The organism is Herbiconiux moechotypicola, from assembly GCF_024979255.1.
GTDB classification, from domain to species: Bacteria; Actinomycetota; Actinomycetes; order Actinomycetales; family Microbacteriaceae; genus Herbiconiux; species Herbiconiux moechotypicola.
This window is the reverse complement of sequence record NZ_JANLCN010000012.1, coordinates 68,159-84,359: the sequence shown is the minus strand read 5'-3', so window position 1 is coordinate 84,359 and position 16,201 is coordinate 68,159. Positions and strand designations below refer to the sequence as shown.

The following is a 16,201-nucleotide window of genomic DNA, read 5'->3' as shown; positions in this document are numbered from 1 at the left end:
GTGCTCCAGACTGAAGACATGGCAGACATCAACCCGTACGTGACGGACCGCACCGATCTCGGTGACGTCAGCGACGAGTTCCAGAACGACTTCATCGAATCGGTCGAGTCGCTCCCCTCGTACCGCCCCACGATCGGCTGCATCATTCCGGCCTACAACGAGGCCGAGTCGATCGCCGAGGTCATCGAGTCGCTCCTCGCGCAGACCCGCCTCCCCGACGTCATCCACGTCGTGGTGAACAACACCACCGACGACACCGTCAAGCTCGCGGCCCAGTACGCCGGCCCCCACCTCAAGGAGATCGACGGGGTCGAGCAGTTCACCGAGGTCTACGTGCACGACATCGGCAAGAACAAAGACAAGAAGGTCGGCGCGCTCAACTACGGCTACCAGCTGGTGGAGGGCTGCGACTTCCTGCTCGGCGTCGACGGTGACACCACCGCGGCACCGGATGCGGTGGAGCGGCTCGCGGAGGAGATCACCTCCGACTCCCGCATCGGCGGCATCTCGGCGATCTACTCGATCGACGAGGCGCCCATCAAGGGCTTCATCGCCAAGTTCCTCATCACGGGGCAGCGCTTCCAGTTCGCCGCGTTCAACATGCAGAACATGCTGCGCGGCCGCAACATGGCGGTGCTCGGCGGCCAGTTCTCCATCTTCAGCACCAAGGCGCTGCGCCAGATCATGGTGGAGAACCACCAGAACACCCCCTGGGTGAAGGACTCCGAGGTCGAGGACTCACTGCTGTCGCTGCAGATCAAGAGTGCCGGCTACCTCACCAAGATCTCGGCCCAGGCCCGGGCCGACGTGGGCGGCATGACCACCCTGCGCGGCCTCGACGCCCAGCAGGTGAAGTGGAACTTCGGCGCCATCGAGCTCATGTGGCCCGGCCAGCGCGGAGACACCAAGGGGCAGCCCTTCCACCCGAACCTCCGCCTGCGCTGGCTCGAGAACTTCTCCATGCTCACCAACCTCGTCACGCGCGTGCTCTTCTTCCTGCTGCTGTTCGCGTCGCTGTCCATCAGCGCGTTCGTGTTCTCGCCGATCTGGCTCATCCCGCCGGCGGTCGCCATCCTGCTCAACCTGCGCACGGCGCTGTCGATGCACGACCGGAGCGTGCGCGACGTGCTGTTCGCCGTGTTGCTGTTCCCCGCCGAGATCTACATGTGGGTCAGGCTCGGGCACTTCCTGCGGGCGTGGACGAAGTTCCTCAGCCGCAAGCAGACCGACAACTGGGCCGCACAGGCCAAGGCCGAACGCGGCCGCGGCAACGGCTACCTGGTGCCCCTGGTCATCCTCGTGCTGGTCGTGGCGGTGCTCACGCTCGGCTGGTTCCAGCTCGACCCCTTCATCCAGTCCACCATCCTCTGGATCGGCTGGCCGGTGCTCGGCATCATCACCATCCTGCAGACCCTCACCATGTTCATGCGGGTGCTCCGCCGCTACCGCGGATACAAGGTTTGACCCGCTACGTCGACCGCGCCACCGCCCTCGATCTGCTGGGGGTGGTGGGCGACGACGAGCACCGCGGTCGATTCGTCCACGATTTCATCAACCTCTGGGAGACCCGATCCCAGAGGTTGATGAAAGCCCTCGGCATCCGCGATTTCGAGGATGCCGATGTGGTCTTGCTGAGCATCCGCTCCAGCAGCACCATGCTCGGCGCCTGGCCCCTCGAGGCCATCGCCGGCATGGTGCATTCCGCTGTCAAGGCCGAAGACCTGGCGGGCGCCATGCGTCACCTCGCGCGACTGCACGAGGTGGGCTCGGCCACCTGCACCGAGCTGGTGAGCCTGCTCGAGTCGCTCGGCGGCCACCTCCCCGCGCCCGGTCCCCCGGGCGGCGGGTCTCAGTCGTCTTCGGAGGCCGCCAGCCGGTAGCCGACACCGCGCACGGTCTCGATCCAGCGCGGGGTGGTGATGGAGTCGGCGAGCTTGCGCCGCAGGTTCGCCATGTGCACCTCGATGGCGCGCTTGTCGGCCTCGCTCACGAAGTGGGCGGTGACGTAGCTCTCGCCACGGAGCAGCAGTGCCAGGTCGGCCTTGCTGCGCACGCGGCGCTGGCTCTCCATGAGGGCGTTGAGCAGGTCGAACTCGCTGCGCGTGAGCTCGATCCCCTTGCCCTCCTTCTCGGCCAACCGCATCTCGGAGTTGACGTAGAGACCGTTGTGCGCGATCCAGCCGTCTTCTCGGCTGTAGCTCTTGGGGGCCGCCGGCTCGGCGGCGACGGCGGCGACCTCCGGCGCAGGGGCTGCGGCCGCGGCCACCGGCAGCGGCTGCACCGGCTGCGTGTAGGCGGCGGGCTGCGCATACTGCGGCGGGGCGGAGACGACGGGGGTGACGGGGGCCTGCGGCGAGGCCACCGGTGCCACCGGGCCGGAGCCGTCGGGCGCGTTCACCTGGCGGGGGCGCCGCATCATGGCCTCGACACGGGCACGCAGCTCGCGCGGGCGGAATGGCTTGGTGAGGTAGTCGTCGGCGCCGGCCTCGAGACCCTGCAGCGTGTCGATCTCCTCGTCGCGTGCGGTGAGCATCACGAGGTAGGTGTTGCTGAACTGACGGATGCGCTTCGCGGCCTCGAAGCCGTCGATGCCGGGCATGCTCACGTCGAGCGTGGTGACCATCGGGTCGTACGCGCGCACGGCCTGCACCCCGTCGAGTCCGTTGCCGGTGGCGATGACCTCGAAGCCGGCCTGGCTCAGCACGGTCTCCAGCAGATGACGGATGTCGGCGTCATCCTCGATGATGACGGCGACGCGGCGTTCCCCTTGAGTGTCCATTTCACACGATGGTACCAACGGATACGCGTGGGAATGGTAGCTCCGGCAGTCCGCCGCCCTACCATCCTGCGTTCGCCGCGAGTTCGAGTGCGCTCTCGGTCCACCATTCGCCCGCCGCGGGGCCGCCGTTGCACTCGCCGTCGCTCTCTCCCGGCGGTTTCACCCAGAGCACGGCGTCTTGCGCCGAGCCCGACGGCGACGCCGACGGGGTCTCACCGAGCGCGCGCCCCGGAGGGTTGCACCAGTCGCCGTCGGAGCCGTTGCCGTTGCGGCTGGTGTCGATCACGTAGTGGGCGCCGTTCGTGAGCTCGGAGATCGCGTTCGCGTACTCCTGCTCGCGGTCGGTGGTGTTGTAGTTCGACACGTTGGTCGAGAAACCGCGCGCCCGGTCGACGCCGGCCTGATCGAGCAGTTCGGCCATCTGCTCGGCCGGGCCCCAGTTGGAGTGCCCCGCGTCGATGTAGACGACGAGACCCGCGGCCACCAGCGTGTCGACCGAGGTGCCCACCTCGGCGAGCCGCTCGTCGACGTTGTCGCACTCGTGCGCGAGCGCGAGGGCGTCGGGCTCCAGGATGACGATCGAGCCGCTGCCCTCGAGGGCGTCGGCGATCTCCTGCACCCACACCGGGTACTCCTCGGCCGAGAGACCCCCGCCGGAGTAGTTGCCGCAGTCGCGGTTCGGGATGCCGTACACCGTGAAGACCGGGGTGTCGCGCAGCCGGTCGGCCTCACGCACGATGCCGGCCACGTAGTCGCCCACGTCTCCGGTGGGGTGCTTCTCGGGGGTGAGCCACACGGCGGTGGCCACCTCGGCGATCCGCCCGATCACGGCGGCGTCGCCGGTGTCGCCGTCGTCTTCGGCTTCCGCCGCCGCGACGGCGGCCTTGGAGTCGGGGTCGACGAAGAGTGTCTTGCCCGCGAACGGGTTGTCGGCGGCCACCCCGCCCTGCGAGAAGATGCCTCCCACGAACACCACCATGGTCACCAGCAGCCCGGCGATGACCACGATCGCGACGCCGAGACCGACGCGGGGCAGAACACGAGACACAGCGACCCTTCCGAAGGCGGACGTGGGTCCACTCTATCCGGAGGGCCGCCCGGCCGGATCAGCCGGCCTCGCGCATCCGTTCGCGCCCCACTGTGCCCGCAGCGCCGTGGGCCTTCAGCCGGGTCATGGTCTGGGCCAGGGGAACGGGGCGGCCGTAGAAGAAGCCCTGCGCGTGACGCACACCGATGCCCACCAGGATGTCGACGGCGTCGCGGGTCTCGACGCCCTCCACGATGGTGGAGTAGTCGAAGGCGTCGCCGAAGCCCTGGAGGGCGCGCACCACCTCGCGCTGACGGGCCTCGTCGAGGTTGTCGACGAGGGAGCGGTCGATCTTCAGGATGTCCATCGGGATGCGCACGAGCGCTCCGACGCTCGACGCCTCCGAGCCGTAGTCGTCGAGCGCGATCAGCATGCCGAGTTCGCGGAAGTGCTCGGCCTGCTGACGCAGGTCGTCGTCGATGTCCTTCGTGGAGCGCTCGTTGAGCTCGAGGCACAGCGTCACGTCGGGATACTGCGGAACGATCTCCTTGAGGAACGCCCCCACGTGCTCGTCGCGGATCTGCTCGACCTCGAGGTTGATGGTCATGACGGTGATGCTCGGCACCGTCTTGCGGAACTCGCGGCCGGCCTTCAGCGACGCCGCGATCACCTGCTTCGTGAGCAGGTCCATCCGGCCGAGACCCTTGGCCTTCTCGATCAGCGACGAGGTGGAGATGCGGCCGAGCTCCGGATGCGTGTACCGCACGAGCGACTCGAAGGCCCAGATCTTGTCTTCCACCGTGTTGACGATGGGCTGGTACACCACGTTGAGCACCCCGTCGTCGATCGCCTTGGCCACGATCTCGTTGATGCGGCTGGAGCGGTGCGGCGAGATGCCGATGCTCGACTCGAACGCGGGGCCGCCCTGCCTGCGGCTCTTCTTGATCGCCAGCATGGAGTGGTCGGCGTCGACGACGATCGACTGCGGGTCGGTCTCCTGGTGGCCCGAGTAGGCCAGGCCCACGCTCACCAGGGGGCGGTACTCGCGCCCGCCCAGGGTCGCCGGGGCGCCCACGTTGGCCACGATGTGGTCGGCGACCTGCTTCGACTCGGCGAGCGTCTGCAGCTTGGTGAGGATGACCACGAACTCGTCGCCACCCACCCGTGCCACGAAGTCGTGCGGCCGCACGCTGGCGCGAAGCCGGGTGGCGACCGTGGCGAGCACCTCGTCGCCGATGTGGTGGCCCTCGCTGTCGTTCAGCCGTTTGAACTGGTCGAGGTCGATGAAGAGCACGGCGATGCCCGAGGCGTAGGTGCGGTCTTCGTTGAGGCGCACGAGCGAGCGCTGGAAGGCGTTGTAGTTGGGTAGACCGGTGAGCGAGTCGCGGTCGACCTGGTCGAGCAGCGTGTCGTAGGCGCCGCGCACCCGCGCCGTCTCGGAGGCGATGTGGCCGATCGCGTCGAGGGCGAGCTCGTCGTCGGCCGTGAACGGGGTTCCGCCCGAGTTGCGGGTCGCCACGAGGTATTCCGGCGGCTCGACCGCGTCGAGCTGGTGCACCTGGGTCACGTAGCCGTCGGCGCGGTCGCCCAGCGCCGCGGGGTCGAGCTGGGGATCGGTGGAATCGAGCGCCGAGAAGCGGGTGCCGATCTCGTCGCGGCCGGGAGGCTGCCGTCGCACCTCGAACTCGCTGGCGTCGATGGCTCGGCGGGCGAAGTCGACCATGCTGACGCGGGGGTCGATGTCGGGGGTCCAGGGCAGAGCCCGAGCCGCGTCGACGACGCCGGACAGCCTGCGCTCGCTGCTGCGGGTCTGATTGCGCTTGGCCGCGCCGTAGAACACCAGCGCCACCGCCAGCAGCGGAACGGTCTGGCGCGCGACCGTGAGGTCGACGGCGTCGCCGTCGACGATGCCCAGCGCCCCGGTCGAGGAGACGTAGACCGCCACGGCCACGAGGGCGCTGAGGCCCACCACACCCGAGAGCCGCCACGGGCTCACCCCGGTGACGCCGAACGACTGGTCGACGCTCCACCGGCCGCGGTCGCGGGCGAATTCGACCAAGAGCACGACGGCGATGTGCACCGGGATCGAGATGACGATCGCGATCACGGCGGGGACACCGGCCGCGATCAGCGCGCGCGAGAGCGCCACGAAGGCCATCGCCCCGAGCGACGCCACGCCCGCCCACTGCCCCGCCATCCAGAGGGAGCGTGTGGTGATGGCCTTGGCCACGAAGTACGCGCCCGTCCAGAGCCCCACCTCGAGCACCGGGTTGTCGGCGATCGTGGCCACCACCAGCAGCGCGCTGGCCACGCCGATGGGCGGCAGACCCGCGATGCGGCCGATCGGCAACTGGAACACCGCGGTGACGCCCACGCTCACGACGAAGACGACGCACACCACGATGATGGGCCGCGGGCCCAGGAGTCCGGCGACCACGCCGGTCACCACCGTGGCCACCGCCACCGCGATCAGCAGGGCGGAGACCACGAGCGACGAACTGCGCTCACCGAACCTCGCGGACACCATGCCGCGAGCCTACCGGGTGCACGGCCCCGCCCGGTGGCCGGACCCGTGGCCGGACCCGGCCGCTCAGAGACCCAGGGCGGCGAGCTCCTGGTCCATCCTGGACGCCATCTCGGCGTAGCCACGATCGTTGGGGTGCAGACCGTCGGCCGCCATCCACTCCGGGTGCCCCTCGAGCCAGCGCGAGGCACCCTGGATCTGGTCGGCGCCGATGTCCTCAGCCGCCTCGCGCACCCAGTCGATGATGAGCGCGACCGACTCGGGGCGCGCATCCGTGTACCAGAACGGCTCGACCACCACGATGCTGGCCTCGGGCAGCTCGCGGGCCAGCGTCTCGAAGTCGATGCGGATGGCCTCGCGGATCTCGGTGGCGCGCTGGGGCATCGAGAAGTTGTCGTTGAGGCCCATGGTGACCACCACGATGTCGGGGTCGAGGGCGAGCACCTCGGCGACCCCGTCGCCGGGCAGGTAGTCGGGCGGCGTGCTCGCCCGGTTGTTCACGAAGCCGAGCCCGTTCACGCTGTAGTTGAACTCGTTCCAGCCGCGGTCGGCGGAGACGATGGTCGACCAGCGCTTCGACGGGTCGGAGGCGCCGGTGCCGAGCGTGTAGGAGTCGCCGTAGAACGCGACGACCGGGGCATCCCGATCTCCCCCGGAGCCCGCGCCGGCCGGCGACTCGGGTGGGGCGGGATGCACGGCCGCGAACGCGAGGGCGGTGGCCGCCGCCGCCACGGCCGCGGCGATCGTGACGGCGAGGATGGCCTTGGTGGTCGAACGCACGTGCGTGGTTCGGAGCCGTGCCCGATCCGGATGGAGCGGGCACGGCGGAGCGGGCGCGGCGGAGCCGGCGCGGCGGAGCCGGCTCCGCCGGCCGTCAGCTCGCGGCGATGAGCTCCGCGATCTGCACCGCGTTGAGGGCCGCGCCCTTGCGCAGGTTGTCGTTGCTGATGAAGAGCACCAGGCCGCGCTTGCCGGGGGCCGACTGGTCTTGCCGGATGCGGCCGACGTAGCTCGGGTCGTTGCCCGCCGCCTGGAGCGGGGTCGGGACGTCGCTGATGGCGACACCCGGCGCATCCTGCAGCAGCTCGTAGGCGCGCTCGGGGGTGATGTCGGCCGCGAACTCGGCGTTGATCGAGAGCGAATGCCCCGTGAACACGGGCACACGCACGCAGGTGCCGGCCACGCGCAGCTCGGGCAGCTCGAGGATCTTGCGGCTCTCGTTGCGGAGCTTCTTCTCCTCGTCGGTCTCGAGCTCGCCGTCGTCGACGATGGCGCCCGCGAGCGGGATGACGTCGAAGGCGATCGGCGCCACGTACTTGTTCGGGGCCGGGAACTCGACCGCGGAGCCGTCGTGCACGAGGGCGAGCAGCTTCTCGGGGTCGGCGGTGGCCGCCTCGGCCTGGGTGGCGAGCTCCTCGGCCCCGGCGAGACCCGAGCCGGAGACGGCCTGGTAGGTGCTCACGATGAGCCGCTCGAGACCGGCCTCGGAGTCGAGCACCTTGAGCACGGGCATGGCGGCCATGGTGGTGCAGTTCGGGTTCGCGATGATGCCCTTGCGCGCCTCGGCGATGGCGTGCGGGTTCACCTCGGAGACCACGAGGGGCACGTCGGGGTCCATGCGCCAGGCGCTGGAGTTGTCGATGACCGTGACACCGGCGGCCGCGAAGCGCGGAGCCTGGGCGCGGGAACCGGTGGCACCGGCGGAGAACAGGGCGATGTCGAGGCCCGTGGGATCGGCCGTCTCGACGTCTTCGACCACGACGTCCTGCCCCTTGAACGGCAGCGTGGTGCCCGCGCTCCGCGCCGTGGCGAAGAACCGGATGCTCGCGATCGGGAAGTCGCGCTCCTCGAGGAGGCGGCGCATGACCTTGCCGACCTGGCCGGTGGCGCCGACGACGCCGACGTGGAGTGCCTTGCTCACAGTGTGTCTCCTAGGGTGGGGCGGGATGCGGTCAGCGGCCGGTGCCGGCGTGCACGACGGCCTCGGTGTCGGCGTCGAGGCCGAAGGCGGTGTGCACCACGCGGAGCGCGTCGTTGATGGTGTCGGCGCGGGTGACCACCGAGATGCGGATCTCGGAGGTGGAGATCATCTCGATGTTGATGCCCGCCTCGAACAGCGCCGTGAAGAGCTTGGCCGACACGCCCGCGTTGGTGCGCATCCCGGCGCCCACCAGGGCGAGCTTGCCGATCTGGTCGTCGTACTGCAAGCCGGTGAAGCCCACCTCGGCCTGGTCGGCGCGGAGCGCGGTGAGCACCTGCTGCCCCTCGCTCTTGGGCAGGGTGAAGGAGATGTCGGTGAGACCGGTGGAGGCGGCCGACACGTTCTGCACGATCATGTCGATGTTCGCGCCCGTCTTGGCCACGAGCGTGAAGATCTGCGCCGCCTTGCCGGGGATGTCGGGCACGCCGACGACGGTGATCTTGGCTTCGGAGAGGTCGGTGGCGACCCCGGCGATCATGGGCTCTTCCACGACGGCCTCGCTTCCTGTGGGGTTGTAGACGATGGTGCCCTCGTTGTTGTTGAAGCTCGAGCGCACGTGCAGGGTGACGCCGTGGCGGCGGGCGTACTCCACGGCACGGATGTAGAGCACCTTCGCGCCGTTGGCGGCGAGCTCGAGCATCTCCTCGCTCGTGATGCGGTCGATCTTGTGCGCCTTGGGCACGAGGCGTGGGTCGGCCGAGAAGATGCCGTCGACGTCGGTGTAGATCTCGCAGATGTCGGCGTCGAGCGCCGCCGCGAGAGCGACGGCCGTGGTGTCCGACCCGCCGCGGCCGAGCGTGGTGATGTCTTTGGTGTCGCGGTTGAAGCCCTGGAAGCCCGCCACGATGACGATCGCGCCCTCGTCGAGCGCCTCGCGCAGCCGCACCGGGGTGACGTCGACGATGCGGGCGGAGCCGTGCTGCGCATCCGTGATCATGCCGGCCTGGCTGCCGGTGAAGCTGCGCGCGGTGTGGCCGAGGCTCTCGATGGCCATCGCGAGCAGCGCCATCGAGATGCGCTCACCGGCCGAGAGCAGCATGTCCATCTCGCGGGGGGCCGGGATGGGCGCCACGGCGTGGGCGAGGTCGAGCAGGTCGTCGGTGGTGTCGCCCATGGCGCTCACCGCGACGACCACCTCGTTGCCCGCCTTGCGGGTCTCGACGATGCGTTTGGCCACGCGCTTGATGCTCTCGGCGTCGGCGACGGACGATCCGCCGTACTTCTGCACGATCAAGCTCACGGGGCACTCCTGGGGGGCTGGGGTCGCGGTTCGAAAACCCGACTGACCACTATATCGCGCGCGGGTATGCGCGAAGCGGCATGGGGGTACTCGCATGCCCTCCCCTCCGACGGCGGCGGCGCGTAGCGTGTCGGTATGAACGATCTGCGGGGCGAGGTACGGGAGTTCCTCTCGTCGAGGCGCGCGCGGCTCACGCCCGAGCAGGCGGGGCTGCCCGTCTACGGAGGCAACCGGCGCGTGGCGGGGCTGCGGCGCGAAGAGGTCGCAATGCTCACGGGCGTCTCGGTCGACTACTACGTGCGGCTCGAGCGCGGCAATCTCGGCGGCGCCTCGGAGAGCGTGCTCGACGCTCTCGCGCGCACCCTGCAGCTCGACGAGGCCGAGCGGGAGTACCTCTTCGACCTCGCGCGCAGCTCCGCCCCGGCGCCGGCCTCGGTCGCCGCCCGGGCCCGCGCCGCTTCGCGCGGCAAGTCCCCCGAAGTGCGGCCCGCCGTGCTGCAGGTGCTCGAGGCGATGGCGGATGCGCCGGCCTGGGTGCGCAACGGACGGCACGACATCCTCGCCGCGAACCGCATGGGCCGGGCGCTCTACGCGCCGGTGTTCGACGACCCGCACCGCCCTGTCAACACCACCCGGTTCACCTACCTCAACCCGGCCGCCCGTGAGTTCTGGCGAGACTATGACCAGATCGCCAACGACGCCGCCGCGATGCTTCGGCTCGAAGCCGGGAGGGCACCCCACGACGACGGGCTCATCCGGCTCATCGGCGAGCTGTCGACCCAGAGCGAGCTGTTCCGGCAGCGCTGGGCATCGCGCGACGTGAAGTACCACCGCAGCGGGCTGAAGCGCCTCCATCACCCGGTGGTGGGCGACCTCGACCTCACCTTCGAGTCGATGGAGCTGCCGAGCGAGCCCGGGCTGGTGATGAACGTCTACACCGCACCCGCCGGGTCGCCCTCGGCCGACGGGCTGCGGATGCTCGCCTCGTGGGCCGCGAGCCAGGAGGCCGACAGACTGGGGGCCGCGGGCGCGCTGTCAGCGCACTCGGAGCATCCGTTCACGGGGGGTTAACCCGCGCTCGTTAGCGTCGGCGCATGCACACCACACCGTGGACGCAGGCCGCGCTGAAGGCCCGCCTGCGCGCCGACATCGCGCTCGGCACCGTCGCCCGGCCGATGACCGCCGAGGCCGCCGCCCGGCGGCTGCAGTTCCACCGCATCGTGTCGGGCATCGATGCCGGGCGCATCACCCCCGACACCGGAGCCGCGCTGCTCGAAGAGCTGCACGCCGCAGCGTGACAGCGGTCTGGCAGACCCGCACCCCTTATTTCGCCCGGTCGTAGCTCTCGACGACGGCCACCGTCACCGGGAACTCGACCGGCGCGGCACCGAAGATCAGCCTCCCCGCCTCGGCGGCGGCCTCGCGCACCTCGTGCGCCACGGCGTCGGCCAGGGCGGCGGGCGCGTGCACCATCACCTCGTCGTGCAAGAAGAAGGCGAGGTGCGGGCGCTCCTCCAGCCGCGCATCCGGGTCGCCGTCGTCGCCGCCGAGGGCCCAGAGCCGGCGGCGGATGGAGCCGATCCAGCACAGCGCCCACTCGGCCGCGGTGCCCTGCACCACGAAGTTGCGGGTGAAGCGCCCCCAACTGCGGGAGGACTCCCGCGCCCGCGCACGCACACCCTCGCCTGCGCCGTCGGCGCTCGCCGCGTCGCGCAGGTCGAGCCAGCTGTCACTCGGCCGAGGGCTGGTGCGCCCGAGACGAGTGCTCACCAGAGCGCCCGCCTCGCCCGCGCGGGCGGCGTTCTCGACGAAACGGAGCGCCGCCGGGTAGGCGCGGGCGAGGCGGGGCAGGATGCGGCCGCTCTCCCCCGTCGTTCCCCCGTACATGGCCCCGAGCATCCCGACCTTCGCGTGCGCCCGGGTGTCGACCGCGCCCGAGGCCACGATGCCGTCGTAGAGGTCGCGGCCGCGGCCCGCCGCCGCCATCGCCTCGTCTCCCGAGAGGGCGGCCAGGATGCGCGGCTCGAGCTGGGCGGCATCGGCCACCACGAGCATGCGGCCGGGGTCGGCGCGCACGGCGCCCCGCACCTGCTTGGGCAGCTGGAGGGCGCCACCGCCCTCCGAGGCCCAGCGGCCGGTCACCACGCCACCCGGGAGGTAGCGGGGATGGAAGCGGCCCTCGGTCACCCAGGTGTCGAGCCAGTTCCAGCCGTTGGCGGTGAGCAGGCGGGCGCGCTTCTTGTAGTCGAGCAGGGGTGGGATGGCGGGATGGTCGATCGTCTGCAGCTCCCAGGAGCGCGTGCTCGAGACGTCGAGGCCGGCGCGGCGGAGGGATTTGACCAGTTCGACCGGCGAGTCGGGGTTGGCCGTCGAGTCGCCGAGGGCGTCGCGGATGCGCGTGAGCAGGGCGTCGAGCTGCGCGGGGCGCGCGCCAGGGGCTTCGGGGCGCGGGCCGAGGATCTGTTCGAGGATGCGTTCGTGGTACGCGGCGCTCCAGGGCAGGCCGACGTGCTGCATCTCGGCCGCGGCGAGGGCGCCGGCAGACTCCGCGGCGAGGAGGAGGGCGAGGCGAGAGGGGTCGGCGGAGGCGAGGAGCGCGGTGCGCTGGGCGGCCAGCTCGATGGCTTCGCGGGAGGCGGGGTGGGGATGCGAATCGGTGGGATGCGGGCCGACGGGGGCGGGGCGAGGGTCGGCGGAGCGCGGGCCAGGGGTGGCAGGGTGCGGGCGGGGGCCGGCGGGAGTGGGGTGAGGGGCCGCTTGAGGGCCGGCCGAGGTGGGGTGGGCGGATGCGGTGGACGCGCCGGGGAGCGGGTCGGAGTCGTCGCCGGGGGTCGCCGCGGGCTGAGCGGCGATCGTGTGCAGGTCGAAGAGGGCCGGAGCGGCGTCCCGTGGGCGGGCGGCGTGGGGCGTCGGGTCGGCAGGCGCGACGGGTGGCGTGGTGTCCCAGTCGGAGGCGGGAGCGCGGGCGAAGGGGGTCTGCGCGGTGAGCTCCGAGGCGCGCAGGATGGCGTGGCACAGGCGCAGGTCGACGCAGCGCTCGACGCGCACGCCGGCGGCGAGCAGCGCGGGGTACCAGCGGGCGGTGTCGTCCCACACCCAGCGCGGGTGCGAGAGCTCGTGCTCGAGGCGCCCGATGAGCGGGGCTAGGTCGGTGCGTGCCACGATCATCCGTTCGCCACCGGCCGGCCACGCGAGCAGTGCGCCGTCGGCGGCGGTGGGGACCAGCTCGACCCCGTCGCCACCCGCGTCGGCGACGATGACGTGGGTGGGGGTGTCGTGCATCCGTCTGGGCGCGGTCGCGGCTAGCTCTCCACCAGGCGGCGGCCCTCGAAGGCGCGGCCGAGGGTGACCTCGTCGGCGTACTCGAGATCGCCGCCGACGGGGAGGCCCGAGGCGAGACGGGTGACGCGGATCTCGAGCGTGGTGAGCAGGCGCGACAGGTAGGTGGCCGTGGCCTCGCCCTCGAGGTTGGGGTCGGTGGCGATGATGACCTCGGTCACCTCGCCGCTCGCGAGGCGCTGCATGAGCTCGCGGATGCGGAGGTTGTCGGGCCCGATGCCGTCGATGGGGCTGATCGCGCCGCCGAGCACGTGGTAGAGGCCGCGGAACTCGCGGGTGCGCTCGATGGCGACGACGTCTTTGGCCTCCTCGACCACGCAGATGAGGTTCTGGGCGCGGCGCGGGTCGCGGCAGATGCCGCAGGTCTCCTGCTCGGAGACGTTGCCGCAGATCTGGCAGAAGTGCACCTTGTCGCGCACGTCGGTGAGGATCTGCGCGAGCCGGCTCACGTCGAACGACTCGGTCTGCACGATGTGGAACGCGATTCGCTGGGCCGACTTCGGGCCGATTCCGGGCAGGCGGCCGAGTTCGTCGATGAGGTCTTGGACGATTCCCTCGTACAACTCGTGTCTGCTTTCTCGGGGTGCGGGCGGGGTGGTCTGGCGGTGGGCGGTGGGCGGGCGAGCCGGTGGCGGGTGGCCGGGGGTGGCAGGTGGCCCGCGGTGGCGGGTGATCAGGCGGTGGGGCCCGGCAGGGGCTGCTCCTCGATGAAGTTGGCGCCCAGGATCTCACGCACGACGGCTTCGCCGTAGCGGGCGCGCCCACCCGCCGACGAGACGGGAGGCGAGCTGGGGGGCGCGACGGCTGAGTGGGACGACGGTGGTGCGACCTGCTCGTCGGGGCCTGGTTCGGTGGACTCCTCGAAGCGCAGCGCGCCCGGCCTGCGCTCGGTGCCCGCCGGTGCCGCGGGAGCGGGCTCCGTCGAGACGCCCGCGGGGGCGGATGCGACGGGCTCCGGAGTTGAGGTGGCCGCTGCGGAGAGCACCTCGGCGAGGCTCGGGGGAAGCTCGGGCTCGTCGCTCGGCATCGGTTCATCGGCGTAGGGGATGTCGTCGTCGGACGAGGTGGGGATCGCGACGACCTCCCAGCTCGTGGTGGGAGCGGGGGCGGTCGACGACGCGCGGGGCGGCGCAGAGGGGTTCGCGGCGGGGCGAGCGGCGGGCCCGCCTGGTGGCGGGGTGGAAGGACGAGCCGCGGCCGGCGCCGCAGACCGGAACGGCGCCGCGGACGAGCCACCGCCGGGCGAGGAGACGCCTGGAGTCGACCACTCGGGTGCCGGACCCGGAGCGGGCGCGGCGGCGGACTGCTCCGCGGCCGGCCCGGGCGAGGTCGCCGATCGTGTGGAGGGGGCGGCTGCAGGTTGTGGCGCAGGCCCCGCACTCTCGGGCTCGGGCTCGGGCTCGGTCGGACGGAGAGTGGTGTCGACGACGGCCCGGTACATGACACGCACGCCGAGGATGTCGAGGATCGCCTGGCGGAGGTACTCGCTCACGCCCTCGCCCGGGGCCGTGCGCTCCTTGAAGGCGGCGACGTCGTTCTCGCTCGGGAAGGCGAGGGTGAGCACCGACTCGTCGAACGCCCGCACCTGGGCGGTGAAGACGACGAGCCACGCGGTGCGCTTCGCCTTCTGCACGGCCTCGAGGATCTCGGGCCACGCATCCTTCAGCTGCTGCGCCGAGACCCCCCCGCTCGCCGGCGCTTCGGTGGCGACGGGGGCGGCCGGTTGCGGAACCGCGACGACCTCGGGAGTCTCGGCCGACACCGAGCCGGCCGCCGGGGTCGCGGGCGACGTGTGCTCGGACGGCGCAGCGGACTGCGCGCCACCCGGGTCGGCGGCGGAGACCGGCTCATCGGCTGCCGGCTCGACCTGCCCGGACGGCGCGTCGACCGCGCCCGGCCGCGCATCCGGAGTCGGCGCGGCGGAGGTCGGCGTGGCCGAAACCTGCGGGGCCGAGGTCGGGGAGGCCGGAGTCTGTGCACCAGGAACCTCGCGCACCGGCGGGAGATCGCGCACGGGCGGCAGACCGCTCGCGACGGGCGTCTCACGCACCGGCGGAATCGCGGCGCCCGGGCGCGAACCCGAGCCGGCAACCGCACCCGCTGGCGCCGCATCCTGCCCCGCCACGGCACCGTCGACCCCGATGCGGCGCTCGAGCCGCTCGACACGGGCCAGCGCCCCGCGCTGCGAGTCGTCGGACGACGGCACCAGCGTGCGCGCCACCATGAGCTCGAGATGCAGCCTCGGCGAGGTGGCCCCCGTCATCTCGGAGAGGGCCGTGTTCACGATATCGGCCACCCGCGACAGCTCGGCGTGACCGAACAGCGCCGCCTGGCGGCGCATCACCTCGATCTCGTCGGCCGGCACGCCGCGCAGCACCGCGGAGGCCTGCTCGCCCGTGGCCGAGACCACGATGATGTCGCGCAGGCGCTCGAGCAGGTCTTCGACGAAGCGGCGCGGGTCTTGCCCGGTCTGGATGACGCGGTCGACCGCGTCGAACGCCGCCGCGCCGTCGAGCGTGCCGATGGCGTCGACGGCCTCGGAGAGCAGGGCGCCGTGCGTGTAGCCGAGCAGGGCGACGGCGCGCTCGTACTCCACGCGGTTGTTCTCCGACCCGGCGATGAGCTGGTCGAGCAGCGACAGCGTGTCACGCGCCGACCCCCCGCCCGCGCGCACGACGAGCGGCAGCACCCCGGGTGCCACTTCCACTCCCTCGGACTCGCAGAGCTGCTGCACGTACTCGAGCAGCTGCGCCGGAGGAATGAGCCGGAACGGGTAGTGGTGGGTGCGCGACCGGATGGTGCCGATGACCTTGTCGGGCTCGGTGGTGGCGAAGATGAACTTGATGTGCTCGGGCGGCTCTTCGACGATCTTGAGCAGGGCGTTGAAGCCCTGCGGCGTGACCATGTGCGCCTCGTCGAGGATGAAGATCTTGAACCGGTCGCGTGCCGGCGCGAAGACCGCCCGCTCGCGCAGGTCGCGCGCGTCGTCGACGCCGTTGTGGCTCGCGGCGTCGATCTCGACCACGTCGAGCGAACCCGGCCCGTCGCGCCCGAGCTCGACACACGAGGGGCAGACGCCGCACGGCGTGTCGGTCGGACCCTCCGCGCAGTTGAGGCAGCGGGCCAGGATGCGCGCCGACGTGGTCTTGCCGCAGCCGCGCGGGCCGCTGAAGAGATAGGCGTGGTTGACCCGGTTGGTGCGCAGCGCCGTCATGAGCGGATCGGTCACCTGGGACTGGCCGATCATCTCGGCGAAGTTCTCAGGCCGGTAGCGGCGATACAGGGCGGTGACCACGCGACAAGACTACCCG

At 71.4% G+C, this 16,201-nt stretch carries 13 protein-coding genes; 4 read left to right on the top strand and 9 right to left on the bottom strand.

The window, feature by feature from the left end; translation table 11 throughout:
- Positions 1-18: 18 nt before the first annotated feature.
- Together N1031_RS17040 and N1031_RS17035 are read left to right on the top strand one after the other, a co-directional pair.
- A complete protein-coding gene (locus N1031_RS17040) occupies positions 19-1,464 on the top strand; it encodes a glycosyltransferase family 2 protein (RefSeq protein WP_259480967.1) in 1,446 nt (481 codons plus the stop codon).
- Positions 1,461-1,880 (top strand): hypothetical protein, encoded by a 420-nt coding sequence (locus N1031_RS17035; RefSeq protein ID WP_259480966.1) that lies wholly within the window; start codon positions 1,461-1,463, stop codon positions 1,878-1,880. The genes N1031_RS17040 and N1031_RS17035 overlap by 4 nt, the downstream gene beginning before the upstream one ends.
- Here N1031_RS17035 and N1031_RS17030 read toward each other — a convergent pair.
- The 6 genes from N1031_RS17030 to N1031_RS17005 form a co-directional block, all read right to left on the bottom strand.
- The gene (locus N1031_RS17030) at positions 1,850-2,779 is read right to left on the bottom strand and encodes a response regulator transcription factor (RefSeq protein ID WP_259480965.1); all 930 of its coding nucleotides are present in this window, start codon (positions 2,777-2,779) and stop codon (positions 1,850-1,852) included. The two genes, N1031_RS17035 and N1031_RS17030, sit on opposite strands and share 31 nt — an antisense overlap.
- A 58-nt stretch (positions 2,780-2,837) precedes the next feature.
- Positions 2,838-3,827 (bottom strand): glycoside hydrolase family 6 protein, encoded by a 990-nt coding sequence (locus N1031_RS17025; RefSeq protein WP_259480964.1) that lies wholly within the window; start codon positions 3,825-3,827, stop codon positions 2,838-2,840.
- Between the two features lie 58 nt (positions 3,828-3,885).
- Positions 3,886-6,333 carry a putative bifunctional diguanylate cyclase/phosphodiesterase gene (locus tag N1031_RS17020; RefSeq protein ID WP_259480963.1) on the bottom strand — a complete coding sequence of 816 codons (2,448 nt, stop codon included), beginning with the start codon at positions 6,331-6,333 and terminating at the stop codon, positions 3,886-3,888.
- Positions 6,334-6,396: 63 nt separating this feature from the next.
- Complete coding sequence (locus tag N1031_RS17015) at positions 6,397-7,110, bottom strand: SGNH/GDSL hydrolase family protein (RefSeq protein ID WP_259480962.1); 714 nt, start codon at positions 7,108-7,110, stop codon at positions 6,397-6,399.
- A 94-nt stretch (positions 7,111-7,204) separates the two neighbouring features.
- Positions 7,205-8,251, bottom strand: coding sequence for an aspartate-semialdehyde dehydrogenase (locus N1031_RS17010; protein WP_259480961.1), 1,047 nt, complete (start codon positions 8,249-8,251; stop codon positions 7,205-7,207).
- Positions 8,252-8,282: 31 nt separating this feature from the next.
- Positions 8,283-9,551, bottom strand: a complete 1,269-nt coding sequence (locus N1031_RS17005; RefSeq protein WP_259480960.1) for an aspartate kinase — start codon at positions 9,549-9,551, stop codon at positions 8,283-8,285.
- 135 nt (positions 9,552-9,686) lie between these two features.
- Between N1031_RS17005 and N1031_RS17000 the strand changes: the two genes are divergently transcribed.
- Together N1031_RS17000 and N1031_RS16995 are read left to right on the top strand one after the other, a co-directional pair.
- Positions 9,687-10,622 carry a helix-turn-helix transcriptional regulator gene (locus N1031_RS17000; RefSeq protein WP_259480959.1) on the top strand — a complete coding sequence of 312 codons (936 nt, stop codon included), beginning with the start codon at positions 9,687-9,689 and terminating at the stop codon, positions 10,620-10,622.
- Positions 10,623-10,645: 23 nt separating this feature from the next.
- A complete protein-coding gene (locus N1031_RS16995) occupies positions 10,646-10,849 on the top strand; it encodes a hypothetical protein (protein ID WP_259480958.1) in 204 nt (67 codons plus the stop codon).
- 25 nt (positions 10,850-10,874) lie between these two features.
- Here the strand turns inward: N1031_RS16995 and N1031_RS16990 are convergent, their stop codons facing one another.
- From N1031_RS16990 to N1031_RS16980, 3 genes are all read right to left on the bottom strand, one after another.
- Positions 10,875-12,833 carry a bifunctional 3'-5' exonuclease/DNA polymerase gene (locus tag N1031_RS16990; protein ID WP_259480957.1) on the bottom strand — a complete coding sequence of 653 codons (1,959 nt, stop codon included), beginning with the start codon at positions 12,831-12,833 and terminating at the stop codon, positions 10,875-10,877.
- 20 nt (positions 12,834-12,853) lie between these two features.
- Positions 12,854-13,453, bottom strand: a complete 600-nt coding sequence (gene recR, locus N1031_RS16985) for a recombination mediator RecR (protein ID WP_259480956.1) — start codon at positions 13,451-13,453, stop codon at positions 12,854-12,856.
- Positions 13,454-13,563: 110 nt separating this feature from the next.
- Positions 13,564-16,185: a DNA polymerase III subunit gamma and tau gene (locus N1031_RS16980; RefSeq protein ID WP_259480955.1), complete on the bottom strand. Its 2,622-nt coding sequence runs from the start codon at positions 16,183-16,185 to the stop codon at positions 13,564-13,566.
- Positions 16,186-16,201: the final 16 nt, after the last annotated feature.